The 12,757-nt window shown below is 61.2% G+C and carries 9 protein-coding genes; 1 reads left to right on the top strand and 8 read right to left on the bottom strand.

The annotated features are described in order from the left end of the window. Positions 1 to 59 precede the first annotated feature (59 nt). From ILFOPFJJ_RS20695 to ILFOPFJJ_RS20680, 4 genes are read right to left on the bottom strand one after another with little or no spacing between them, the layout of a single operon-like run. Positions 60 to 1,661, bottom strand: a complete 1,602-nt coding sequence (locus ILFOPFJJ_RS20695) for an ABC transporter ATP-binding protein (RefSeq protein WP_173512428.1) — start codon at positions 1,659 to 1,661, stop codon at positions 60 to 62. Position 1,662: 1 nt separating this feature from the next. After that, complete coding sequence (locus ILFOPFJJ_RS20690; protein WP_173512427.1) at positions 1,663 to 2,799, bottom strand: ABC transporter permease; 1,137 nt, start codon at positions 2,797 to 2,799, stop codon at positions 1,663 to 1,665. Beyond that, complete coding sequence (gene oppB, locus ILFOPFJJ_RS20685) at positions 2,792 to 3,715, bottom strand: oligopeptide ABC transporter permease OppB (RefSeq protein ID WP_173512426.1); 924 nt, start codon at positions 3,713 to 3,715, stop codon at positions 2,792 to 2,794. The genes ILFOPFJJ_RS20690 and oppB overlap by 8 nt, the downstream gene beginning before the upstream one ends. A 52-nt stretch (positions 3,716 to 3,767) precedes the next feature. Beyond that, positions 3,768 to 5,366: a peptide ABC transporter substrate-binding protein gene (locus ILFOPFJJ_RS20680; RefSeq protein WP_173512425.1), complete on the bottom strand. Its 1,599-nt coding sequence runs from the start codon at positions 5,364 to 5,366 to the stop codon at positions 3,768 to 3,770. 757 nt (positions 5,367 to 6,123) lie between these two features. Between ILFOPFJJ_RS20680 and fba the strand changes: the two genes are divergently transcribed. Continuing rightward, positions 6,124 to 7,170, top strand: a complete 1,047-nt coding sequence (gene fba, locus ILFOPFJJ_RS20675; protein ID WP_173512424.1) for a class II fructose-bisphosphate aldolase — start codon at positions 6,124 to 6,126, stop codon at positions 7,168 to 7,170. Between the two features lie 45 nt (positions 7,171 to 7,215). On the opposite strand, the gene ILFOPFJJ_RS20670 is transcribed toward fba, so the two are convergent. Genes ILFOPFJJ_RS20670 through ILFOPFJJ_RS20655 form a run of 4 tightly spaced genes read right to left on the bottom strand, consistent with a single transcriptional unit; the run spans position 7,216 to position 12,362 of the window. Then, positions 7,216 to 9,009 (bottom strand): ABC transporter ATP-binding protein, encoded by a 1,794-nt coding sequence (locus tag ILFOPFJJ_RS20670; RefSeq protein WP_173512423.1) that lies wholly within the window; start codon positions 9,007 to 9,009, stop codon positions 7,216 to 7,218. Positions 9,010 to 9,017: 8 nt separating this feature from the next. Further along, the gene (locus ILFOPFJJ_RS20665) at positions 9,018 to 10,055 is read right to left on the bottom strand and encodes a glycosyltransferase family 2 protein (protein WP_173512422.1); all 1,038 of its coding nucleotides are present in this window, start codon (positions 10,053 to 10,055) and stop codon (positions 9,018 to 9,020) included. Position 10,056: 1 nt separating this feature from the next. Next, the gene (locus tag ILFOPFJJ_RS20660; RefSeq protein WP_173512421.1) at positions 10,057 to 11,160 is read right to left on the bottom strand and encodes a glycosyltransferase family 2 protein; all 1,104 of its coding nucleotides are present in this window, start codon (positions 11,158 to 11,160) and stop codon (positions 10,057 to 10,059) included. Positions 11,161 to 11,174: 14 nt separating this feature from the next. Continuing rightward, positions 11,175 to 12,362, bottom strand: a complete 1,188-nt coding sequence (locus tag ILFOPFJJ_RS20655; RefSeq protein WP_173512420.1) for an acyltransferase family protein — start codon at positions 12,360 to 12,362, stop codon at positions 11,175 to 11,177. Positions 12,363 to 12,757: the final 395 nt, after the last annotated feature.

The raw sequence follows: 12,757 nt of genomic DNA, 5'->3' as shown, positions 1-12,757 counted from the left end.
GCCCTGCGCGATAAACGGAGACGCAGTACCCCGCGTCTCCGTAGTTTGAGCTGCGGATCTCAGACGTTGAAGGCGGCGCCGATCAGCGTCTTGGTATAGGGCTCCTTCGGCGCTTCGAAGATCGCGTCCGTTTCGCCCTCCTCGACGATGCGGCCGTTTTTCATCACGATCACATAGTCCGACATCGCCTTCACGACCGAAAGATCGTGACTGATGAAGATGTAGGAGAGCCCATGCAAACGCTGCAGGTCGCGCAGAAGCTCGATGACCTGCCCCTGCACCGAGCGATCGAGCGCCGATGTCGGTTCGTCGAGGATGACGACCTTCGGCTTCAGGATCATGGCGCGGGCGATGGCGATGCGCTGACGCTGGCCGCCCGAGAACTCATGCGGATAACGGTTGCGCGACGCCGGATCGAGGCCGACCTCCTTCAAGGCCGCGATCGCGCGGCGATCCCGCTCGGCCCGGTTGAGCCCGGGTTCGTGCACGTAGAGACCTTCGGTGATGATCTCACCGACCGTCCGGCGCGGTGACAGCGAGCCATAGGGGTCCTGGAAGACGAGCTGGAGCTCGCGGCGAAGGGGCCGCATGGAGCTCCGGTCGAAACCGGAAATATCCGTCGTATCGAAACGGTAGTGCCCCTTGCTCGGCAAGAGCCGGAGCAGCGCCCTCCCCAATGTCGACTTGCCGGATCCGGATTCACCGACGATACCGATCGTCTGGCCTTGCCTCAGGCGCAGATTGACGCCATCAACGGCGCGAAACACCCCGGTCGAGCCTCGGAACAGCCCGCCACCGATCGCATAGTCAACCGCGACGTCCCGGCCCTCCAGAATGATCGGCGCAGTTTCCGGGGGCGATGCCTTGCGTCCGCTGGGCTCGGCTGCAAGCAGCATCTTCGTATATTCGGCCTTCGGCCGTTCGAAGATGTCAGCCGTCGTGCCGTGCTCGACGACCTCGCCGCGACGCATCACGGCGACGCGCTCGGCAAAATGCTTCACGATGCCGAGGTCGTGCGTGATCAACACGATTGCCATGCCGAAACGCTTCTGCAGCTGCTTCAGGAGATCGAGGATCTGTGCCTGGATGGTGACGTCCAGCGCGGTCGTCGGTTCGTCGGCGATCAGGATATCCGGCTCGTTGGCGAGCGCCATGGCGATCATCACGCGCTGGCGCTGGCCGCCTGAGAGTTCGTGCGGATAGCTGTCGATGCGCCGAGCGGGCTCAGGGATGCCGACGAGCTCCAGCAGTTCCAGCACGCGCTTGCGCGCCTGCTTGAATGTTCCCCCGCGGTGATGGACGATCGGCTCGGCGATTTGCCGCCCGATCGTGTAGAGTGGATCGAGCGATGTCATCGGCTCCTGGAAGATCATCGTGATCTTCGAGCCGCGCACGTCGTTCAGCGCCTTTGGCGCAAGGCCGACAAGCTCGCGGCCGCGATAGCGGGCCGAGCCGGTCACGGTGCCGTTCGTCGCCAATAGCCCCATGATGCCCATCATGGTCTGGCTCTTGCCGGAACCGGACTCGCCGACGACCGCCAGCGTCTCGCCGGCGCGGACATCGAGATCGATGCCTTTCACGGCCTCGACAGTGCCGTCCGGTGTCGAAAAGTCCACCTTGAGGCCGCGAACGGCGAGAATGGATTCCTTCATGTCTGCCATGTCAGCGGTCCTTCGGGTCAAGCGCATCGCGCAGGCCGTCGCCGACGAAATTCAGCGAAAACAGCGTGACGACGAAGAAGATGGCCGGGAAGATGAGCAGCCACGGCGCCGACTGGATATTGTTTGCCCCTTCGGAGATGAGCGCGCCCCAGCTCGTCAACGGCGCCTGCACGCCGAGGCCGAGGAAGGAGAGGAAGCTCTCGAGCAGGATGACCTTCGGCACGACGACGGTGACGAAGACGATCACCGGGCCGATGGTGTTCGGGATGATGTGACGGCGGATGATCTGCCAGTCGGTAAGACCTAGCGCCTGGGCCGCCCCCACGAACTCGCGCCGCTTGAGCGCCAGCGTCTGTCCCCGCACGATACGCGCCATATCCAGCCATTCGACGGCGCCGATCACCAGGAAGATCAGGATGAAGCTGCGGCCGAAGAAAACGACGAGCACGACGACGAGGAAGACGAAGGGCAGCGAATAGAGGATCTCGACCAGACGCATCATGACATTGTCGACACGCCCGCCGATATAGCCTGAGGTCGCCCCGTAGACCACACCGATGCCGAGCGAGACGAGGCTCGCCAGCAGCCCGACGGCGATCGATATCTGTCCGCCGAGCATCACGCGAACGAGCAGGTCGCGGCCATTCGAGTCGGTGCCGAAGGGGAAATATTCGCGATCCACCTGGCCCTCGACCTTAAGGGTGCGGCCATCATCTTCGGTGACGACGACCTTCGTGCCTTCGAACTCGTTGGCCCTGTCGAAATACCGCGTCGCGCGCGGGTCGATCGGCTGATCCGAAGTAGAGGCAATCGTGGCAGTGAAGTTTTCGCCCTCGACGTTGAATTCCTTGAGCGCGACGCGGGCGCGGGTCGCCACACCTTCCATCACGTCCTGAAGCGTCGAGGTATCCGGCCGCGGTTCGAGGCTGGGGGCAATCGAGACGTAGGACGGGAACACCTGATCGTAGCTATGCGGCGAGAATAGCGGCCCCACGAAGGAGAAGAGCGCAATCAACACCAGCATCACACAACCGGCCATGGCGGCGCGATTGCGGCGGAAGCGGAGCGCGGCGAGCTGGAAGAGGCTGCGGCCCTTGGTTTCCGCAGGAACCTCCGGCACGTGGACGATATCAGTCATGGCGAACCCTCGGATCGAGCAGGCCGTAGAGAATATCGACCAGAAGATTGAAAACGATGACGAAGATGGCGATGAGGACGACGGTGCCCATGACCAGAGTGTAGTCGCGGTTGATAGCGCCGAGTACGAAATAGCGTCCGACACCCGGAATCGTGAAGATCGTCTCCACCACGGCCGAACCTGTAAGGAGTGCGGCCGCACAGGGTGCGAGATAGGAAACGACCGGAAGCATCGCGCCGCGCATCGCGTGCGTCACCACGACCGCGCGCGACGGAAGACCATAGGCCTTGGCGGTACGGATGTGGTCGGTGTGGAGCGCCTCGATCATCGATCCGCGCGTGAGCCGGGCGAAGACGGCGAGCTGCGGCAGCGCCAGGGCAATCATCGGCAGGATCAGGAAGCGGAACGATCCGTCCCCCCAGCCGCCCGCCGGCAGCCACGACAGGACGATCGCGAAAACGAGTGTCAGGACCGGGCCGACAACAAAGTTCGGAACGGTGACGCCGATCGTCGAGACCGCCATGATCCCGAAATCGAGGATGCTGTTCTGCCTGAGGGCTGCAATGGTGCCGGCGATTACACCACCGATGACGGCCAGAAGCAGTGCGTAGAATCCGAGCTCCATCGAGTAGGGCAGGCCCTTGCCGATCAGCTGCGCGACATTGTTGTCATGGTAGATGTAACTCGGGCCGAAGTCGCCCGTCACCGCATTGCTGAGATAGATGAGGTATTGGCGCCAGAGCGGCTGATCGAGGTGGTAGGTCCTCATCAGGTTCTCCATCGTGGAGGGAGGGAGAGGACGCTCGAGATTGAAGGGGCCGCCGGGGGCAAACCGCATCAAGAAGAAGGATATGGTGACGACGATGAACAGCGTCGGCACCGCACTCGCCAGTCGGCGAAGGATGAAGGGGATCATGGATGTGCTCCGAAGGCGACGCGCGGCAGCGGCCGCGCGTCGCCTCAGTTCGTTATTCGGCGACGCTCAGGAACTTGCTCAAATGCGCGTTCGGCCCGTTGTCCTGCCAGCCCTTGACGCGGCTCGAGACGAGCCACAGGTCTGCCTGGGTCAGGAACGGCGCGATCGGCTGTTCCTTCATCAGCAGGGTCTCGGCTTCATGGAGGATCTTCGAGCGTGCCGCCGGATCCTGTTCTTCATAGGACTTCTTCATCAACGCGTCGAATTCGGCGTTTTCGAAGTGTCCGTAGTTGAAGGTCTTGTTGGTGCTGAGGCTCAGCGCCAGGAAGTTCTCGGCATCCGCATAGTCGGCAACCCAACCGGCACGGGCGACGTTGAACTTGCCGCCTTCCTGCAGGTAGGCGTAGTGCGACGACACGTCGAGGTTCACGAGCGAGACCTTGGCGCCGAAGGTGTTCTTCCACATGTCGGCAACAGCCGTTGCAACACGTTCATGGTTCGGGTTCGTGTTGTAACGGATTTCGATGTTCAGCGGCTTGCCGCCCTCGCCGTAGCCGGCCTCCTTCATCAGGGCGATGGCCTGATCTTCGCGGTCGAGCTGAGACAGGTTGGCAAAGTCGGCCTTCGCCGGGTCGCCGTAGCTCTCGATGCCCGGCGGCACCATCGAATAGGACGGCAGCTGCGAACCGCTGTAGATCTCCTTGGCGAGGAAGTCGCGGTCGACCGCCATAGAGAGCGCCCGGCGAACGCGAACGTCGCTATAGGGTTCCTGCCGCGTGTCGAAGGCGTAATAGTAGGTTGCAAGTGTCGGCGAGACGTGGACCTGGTCGCCATACGACTTGCGCAGCCGCTCGATCTGGTCGGCCGAGAAGTTGTAGGCGAGATCCATTTCCTTCGCTTCGAAGCGACGCACCGAGGCGGCCTGGTCGTCGATCGGATAGAAGATCACCTTGTCGAGCTTGACGTTGGCGGCATCCCAGTAATTGGCGTTCTTCTCGACCGTCAGGCTGTCGTTCGGCACATGGGCGGCCAGCTTGAACGCACCGTTCGAAATCATCACGCCCGGCTTGACGAAATCGGCGCCGTTCTTCTCTACGCTCGCCTTGCTGACGGGAAGCGCGGTCTGGTGGGCGAGCAGCTCCAGGAAGAAGGGCGTCGGGCGCTCCAGAGTGATTTCGAGCGTCTTTTCGTCGACCGCCTTCACGCCGAGCTGGTCGACCGGCACTTCGCCCTTGTTGACCTTTTCGGCATTCTTGATCGGGAACAGAATGTTGGCGTATTCGGCGGCCGTCTTCGGATCCTCCACACGGCGGAACGAGAAGGCGAAGTCTTCTGCCGTTACCGGCGAGCCGTCCGACCATTTGGCATCGGCACGCAGCTTGAAGGTGTAGACGGTGCCGTCATCCGAAAGCTCCCAGGTTTCGGCGGCGCCGGGGATGACCTTGCCTGCGGCGTCGTAGATCATCAGGCCTTCATAGAGATCCTTGAGGATGAACTCTTCGATGTTGATCGACGTGTGGGCCTGGTCGAGCGTCTGCGGCTCGCCGGCGTTACCGCGATGAAGCACCGCTTCCGCAAGTGCAGGGCTTGCGCCGATCAGCAGCGAGCCAAGCAACGCTGCGGCGCTGAGTTTAAGTTTCAGTGAGGTCATTGTTTTTTCTCCTTCCCCTCGTTTTGGGTTGTGATCGCAGGAGAGAAGGGCAAATTCTCAACAAAGGCAAGGCGCTTTGTGCGGAAAATTGCATCCTCCTCTATAGAACGTCATTTACATAGACGCATAAGTTGTATTTCGTTTGCGGTGGTTTTCGTCGCTTTTGCGACTTTGGTCAGGCTGGACAGCGATCGCCGGATTGGCAGACTGTAACGTTTTAGATCGGATTCAAACATCGACACTTCTCCTCCTGGAAACGTCCTGAAAAGAACGTCATGCAAAGTTCGTGAATTGATGCGGCACTTTACGTAATATGCGAAAAAATTTGCGGCACCTGTCGCAATCTTTTTGCAACGTCATGCGTCCGTACCGATGGCGCCGCTACGTCAGCGATGTGCGATTTGGACGCCGGCGCCTATCGTCTGCCACCGATCTGTGCTCCTTTTCCCCGCTCCGTGCGTCACCCTGCCAGCACCACCAGAAAGCGAAAGCCGCGATTTCTGACCGTTCAATTTCTCATCCACAGCAAAATCCGCTGACGCACGTCCATCAAGTGCCCGGCCGTGCCGCTGTCCCCGTTGCCAAAAGACCCGCATGAATTATTGTGCCCCTGACTTGGTCCGGCAACGCCCGTTCCACGTCCGTCGGAGAGTGCCAAAGCCGTCTTCGACGACCTCGCCGAGCGGCGCTGTTTTCAGCCCGTATCCGCCTATCCATCACGCCTGGAGTGAGGCGTCCAGCATCAGGGAGATTTCGAATGGCATTGATCACATTGCGGCAACTGCTCGACCATGCAGCGGAGAATAATTATGCGCTGCCAGCCTTCAATGTGAACAATCTCGAATATATTCAGGCCGTCATGCGAGCCGCCGACGCAACGGACTCTCCGGTGATCCTGCAGGCGAGCCGCGGCGCGCGTGCCTATGCCGGCGACGCCTTCCTGCGCCATCTGATCCTAGGAGCAGCCGAGGAGTATCCGCACATCCCGGTCTGTCTGCATCTCGATCACGGTGACCAGCCGTCCACCTGCATTTCAGCGATCACCAACGGCTTCACCTCCGTGATGATGGACGGTTCGCTCGAAAAGGACGGCAAGACTGTTGCGAGCTACGAATACAATGTCGCGGTAACGGCCGAGGTCGTGAAGATCGCCCATGCGGCCGGCGTTTCCGTCGAAGGCGAACTCGGCTGCCTCGGCAACCTCGAAACGGGTGCCGGCGACAAGGAGGACGGCCACGGGTTCGAAGGCAAGCTTTCCCGCGAGGAACTGCTGACGGATCCGGAGCAAGCCTTCGATTTCGTCTCCAAGACCGGCGTCGATGCTCTTGCCGTCGCGATCGGCACGAGCCACGGCGCCTACAAGTTCACGCGCGAGCCCGACGGCGAGATCCTTTCGATCGACACGATCGCCAAGATCAACAGGCGCCTGCCGAATACCCATCTTGTCATGCATGGATCGTCGTCGGTCCCGGCCGACCTCCAGGAGCTTTTCAACGCCTATGGCGGCAAGATGAAGAAGACCTGGGGCGTGCCGGTTGCCGAAATTCAGAAGGCGATCCCGCTCGGCGTCCGCAAGGTCAACATCGACACCGATCTCCGCCTCGCCTTCACCGGCGAAATCCGCAAGCACCATCTGGAGCATCCGGACAATTTCGATCCGCGCAATTACCTGAAACCCGCGATCGCGCGCATGACCGAGGTCTGCAAGGAGCGCTTCGAGGCATTCCGTGCCGCCGGCCAGGCCTCGAAGATCAGGGTGCTGCGCCTGCCGGAAATGGCCAAGCACTACGCCAAGGCCGCCTGATCAAGGCGGCGGGACCGCTGTCGCGGCTCTGCTTTTTTGCCGAGTTCAACCTTGGCGCTCCACGCGCGTCTCGTGTTCGTAGAGCTGATCCATGCTGAGCGAGGCGACGTCGACCAGTGGCGTCTGGCTTTTCACACGGCCGCTGCCGAGCACTACCACGTCATCGCAGAACGAAATCGTGCTGCGATGATGGCTGATCACGATGGTCGTGCGCCGGCCGGCCCTTAATCTCAACGTCTCGACGATCGCGGCCTCCGACAAACCGTCGACAGCGTTGGTGGCCTCGTCGAGGATCAGGATTTGCGGATCGCGCACCAGGGCTCGGGCGAGTGCTATGCGCTGCCGCTGCCCCGCCGAAAGGCTCGCTCCCCGATAGCCGACGATGGTGCTGTATCCTTCGGGCAGCTTCTCCACGAAGCTATGCGCCTCGGCCAGCTTGGCCGCGCGTTCCACTTCGGCGATCGTCGCGTTCTCGCCGTAGGTGATGTTTTCGAAGATGCTGCCGTCGACCAGTTCGAGATCCTGGCTGGCGACGGCGATCTGCCGCCGCCACTGAGAAGGGTCTATCTGATCGAGCGGCACACCATCGATGAGAATGCGTCCCTCATCGGGCTCCACAAATCGGCACAGGAGGTTGACGATCGTGGTCTTGCCGGCGCCCGAACGCCCGATGATCGCCGTCGAACGGCCGCTGCGGATTTCGAATCCCGCGGATTGCAGCACGACAGGGCGAGCCTCCGAGCCCGGATATCTGAAAGTCACCTGTTCGAATTTGATGCGCTCGCGCAAACCGTCGACCGGCTCCTTGCCCGTGGGTGGCCGCGGCTTGTCCGACGAATCCAGGAGCCACCGCACCTCTTCGAGCGATCCGCTCCAGCCCTGAATCTGACTCCAGGACATTTGCAGAGCGCGCATGTGCGGCTGCAGACGGTAGAGCAGCACGACAAAGGCGACGATTACCGGAAAGCTCACGCCGACAAACCAGGCGCTGACAACCGCCGCCAGGAAAAGAGCGGAATGGAGCACTTCAGTGAGTGGCGGCAAAGCGCCCTGGCGGCTCTGCAGGACGAAGCCTGCCCGGCGAACGGCGTCCGAAGCCGTAGCGAACACCGCCTTTTCGCGCTCTTCCTGACCGAACACGCGGATCAGCCGCCCGGCATGCACGAGATGAAGCATTCTGGCGGCGAGCTCGCTGTTGAAGGACGTCACCTCGCGGCTCGGGCCTTTGAGGGTGGCCGACAAGGCGGCATGCACGAGTTGGACAAGGACGAGGCCAAGCGCGACGAACAGCGTCATCTGCCAGGATAGCAGCAGGAGAAACGCGAGCAGGATGACGGCTGCGGAGCCGTGTACCAGCGCCGCGAGCACCGTCTGTATCGCATCGGAAGCGCGCCATGACTCGTTGGAGATGATGTTGAGCAGGCGACCGGGACTTTGCTGCAGGAAGAATGGATAGCCGATCCTTAAGAGCTGGTCCGAGAGAGCGCTTCGGATCGCGTGGCTCGCCTTCCCGTAGATGAAGGTCGTCAGAAGCGTGTTCGCGAAGGCCAGAATGTTCTTGAGCGTAATCAGAGCAAGAACCACGGCTGTGATCGCCAGCAACCTTTGGCCGTCGTCGAGCCCCGCCCCCACCTGCTGGAAGGCCGCGGAGATCCCGTTCAATCCGGCGGCATCCTGATTTCCGGCAATAATACCGAGCATGGGGATGATGAGCCCGATGCCCGCGCCTTCGAGCGCGGCGCTGGCAAGGCCGAGAACCACGACGGCGGGAAGCAGGCGCATTTGCCGCCCCAGCGCGTCGCGCAGTACCTCTAGGCCCGGCAATAGGAATCGCAACATGACGGCTCTCACCTCAATTTCGGCGCCGTCTGGTCAATCTGGCGCAGCTCTTGCGGCGGCGTCGGATTGGTCAGGGCGAGACGTACGAACCTTACAGCGCCGAGCAGGTTCATCGATACGATCGGCCAATGGGATAGCTGGAGTTCCGGATCGAACCTGGCGCCGCCAAGACTTTCTCCGCAAGCTGATCTGACGGTCCAGCAGAAGTGCCTGAGCAACCATGGCGCCTTGAAGAGATGCTTCAGACAAAGACCACCATTGCCGAGGCTATAGCTGCGGTGAAGCTTTTCGATGGCTTCGCGGGCCTTCCGTCCGTGGTGGTGGTAGACAGTCATGTCAGGCACGTATTCGACAGGGATATCGAGTTGAAAGGCGCGCACGAGATAGTCGGTATCCTCCGCCGATTGCAGCGGTGCACCGGCCCCGAAACGCTCGTCGAAAGGCCCGACGAGCGCCGCCACATCGCGGTGCATCGTCATGTTGCACCCCAGCACGAAACCGCCCGGATGGACGTCTCGGCTCAATCGCGCGGCAACGCTCGATCGCTTGATCGTGAATGGCAGATCCGACGTGTCGCCGAGTTCGACGCGACCGCCGCGGATGACGCGCCGTTCACCATCGGCGTAATGCCGCTCGAGATCGCCGAGATAGCCGCCGTCGACTTCGCAATCGTCATCGACGAAAACGAGGATCCGGCCGCGCGCCCGTGCCATTCCCGCATTGCGCGCCGCCGCAAGGCCCGGGCGCGGCTCGGCCACCAGCGTGATGGCGACGGGGGACGCCGCCGCTATTCGAACCAGCTCGTCGGGCGTCCCGTCCGTCGAGCCGTTGTCGACGACGACGAGTTCGCTCGTGACGGCAGCACGTGCAAGACATGCGGTCTCGATCGATCGGATACAGGCGGCAAGCGCCTGAACGCGATTGCGCGTACAGACGATGAAGCTCGCGAACGGCCGCAGCCCACCGGAAATTGAAGTCGTGGTGGTCGGCCGCGCGGCCGCTGCGCCGGGATGCTGCTGCGCTGTTGCAGAACGTTCTGACGCCATCTCAGGCCAAGCCATTCTGATGAAGAACAGTCGCAGCGGGCACCGACTGCAGGTACCGCGCCAGCCAGTCCACCCGCCTCGTGGCGGCGAGCGAAACGCGGCTGCACCACGGCGCGCGTGCCCCCGCGAGCAAACCGTATCGTTCGCGACGCCGGATCAGCCCCCATTTCCGGGTCCAGGTCAGAAACGCATGCGTCAGCTCCGGTCGCTCTTCGTCGGCTATGAGCTGATACAGAAAATAGAAGAAACACAGGGCCCCGTCTTCGTAGGCTTGGCGCACATCCGGCGGTCGAGAGGAAATTTGCCGTTCGAGCGCAAGGACAAATTCGGCAGCATTTCGAACCGTGTCCAGTGTGACCGCCGCACCTATCTCGCCGAGGGCGCTCGTATCGCTGACAAGACGGTCCCGCTCGAGGTTTTCGGCCACGATCTTCAAATGCGTTTGGCGCATCTGGCGCTTGTGCTTGCTCGTGACGCTGTCGCCATGAATGCGATAGGCGACCAGTGCTTCATCGATCATCATCGCGGGGAAGCGATCTGTAATTCGTCTGAACAGATCGAAATCCTCGGCATGCACGTAGCTCGCGTCATAAACGAGCATCTCCTGTGGCATCACATTTCGATTATAGATCACCGTCGAGTGCATGAAGATCGTGAAGAACCTCGACAATGTGCCCAGGCTTCCCGACCGATAGATCGGGTTGGGCGTACCGCGGAGAATGCGGCTGCCGATCAGCGTGTCGATTCCCGTACCGCAAAGCGCGAGATCGGGCCGTTTTTGGAACAGTGAAACCTGGCGCGAAAAGCGGGACGGGTAGGAAACATCATCAGCGTCCATCCTTGCAACAAGATCGCCCTTGGCAAGCACCAAGCCCTCGTTCAACGTCGCGATAAGGCCGCGGTTCTCGCGCGAGACGATGTGGATGCGACCGTCATCTTTTCGATACCGCTCCAGGATCTCCAGCGAACGATCCCTAGACCCGTCGTCGATAGCGATGATTTCCAGATGCTCGTGGTCCTGACGCAGGATGCTTTCGAGCGCCGCAGGAAGATAGGGTTCCGCGTTGTAGACGGGCAGCAGGACAGAGACCAGTGGCGTGGGCATTGTTCAGCTCGCGTTTATTGAAGATCTGAAGTCTGAAGGGATTTGGCTTGGCGCAGGTAAGCCGGGTACTCGCCGTCCCTTGTTCCGTGAATGGCTCCGATCCGATCGCCCGCGTTCGTGAAGGCAGGAACACCTTTCGGTGGCGTCGGGCGGACGTATGGGAAATGGCGCTTCAGTGCGTTTAGCGGCTTTTCGAAGGCGATCCAGGAGACCGATGCGATCAGCAACGTGGCTGCGCCTGCAACCACGAACCGCCCAACGCCCTGCTCGGAGACATTGACGGGAATCCAGGGTTGAGCCTTGACGACCAGTGCGAGCACGATCGCATGAAAAAGGTAGACACCGTAGCTGATGCGCCCGAGAGCCGTCAGTGGTGGAAGTTCGGCCAGCTTGCCGAGATGGCCGTCTAGCCCCCTCGAACAATTGCCCACCAGCATCGTCAGCGGCAAAAGGGGAAAGATTTCGAGCCCGATCCAGGCCAACCACTCCAGCATCGGCGTCAACGACACGGGCCTGAGCCAAAACAGGAAAACGGATGCACCGAGGAGCGGCATCCAACTCAACCTCGCCCATTGCGGCCAGGCAACGCTCTTCGATCGGTAGACGGCCAATAGAGCGCCGGAGGCGAGCGCGTCCATTGACGCTGGCGGAAGCAGGTCGCGAGCGAGGGACGGCGCGCCCGTAAACGGCCAATAGAAACGGTAGGCGACGGAGCAGGCGATGACGCCGATGCAAATTCCCGCCATCGAGCGCCGCGGGGCGATCAGGACGATCAGCGGCCAGACGACATAGAACTGCTCTTCAATGCTCAGGCTCCAGGTGTGACAGAGGACCCACGGCGTCCACTCGCCGAGCATCGCGTACCAGAAATTCGAAAGGTAGAGCGCGTGCCACGCCAGCACTTCCTTCGAGCTTTCCAGGCCGATTAGCCAGACGATGCCCAGGACGGCGAAATAAGGTGGAAAGATGCGCAGCGCCCGGCGCGCGTAAAACGATTTCAGCGCCGTCGCCGGTTCGAAACGGGCATCTTCGCGTGCGTCGAGCAGCAGCCGGGTAATCAGGAAACCGCTCAGCACGAAGAACAACCGCACGCCGATATGGCCCCAATAGGAACCGTCGGCCGCGAAGAAATGTCCATACAGCACCATCGTGACAGCGACGGCTCTGAGCCCATCCAGCTGCCGGTCGCGTGCAATCCGCATCGAACATCCCCCTCCGAGTTCAAAATCTTTGCGGGATACTCTCCTGGTGGCACCAGCTCCCTACGCAATCATGATTTTTGCCGCCTGTTTGGTGGTTGCCCTGTGGCAAGAGCCATGAGTCTATTCAGGTAAATGAATGGTTAAGGGGCGGTATGGGCGACTGTATGGCCGAATAGGGCTAAACTTTGGCAGGTCAGCGCCAAGGAGAATGCATCAGAAACCGAGAAATCTGCAGTGTGTCTTTGCGGCAATATCGGACTAAAGTCTGATTAGACATCCGAGCGAGCGGAGCTGTGGCGACATTAGTTGTATGAAATTCGACAATACAGCCGACAATCCCGCACAACGATAAGAATATACTAATTCAACTATCCCGCGCAAGGGTGCCGAACTGC

The organism is Sinorhizobium psoraleae (genome assembly GCF_013283645.1).
Classification (GTDB): domain Bacteria; phylum Pseudomonadota; class Alphaproteobacteria; order Rhizobiales; family Rhizobiaceae; genus Sinorhizobium; species Sinorhizobium psoraleae.
Note: the sequence above shows the minus strand (reverse complement) of the source record. Positions and strands in the feature narration are given on the sequence as shown.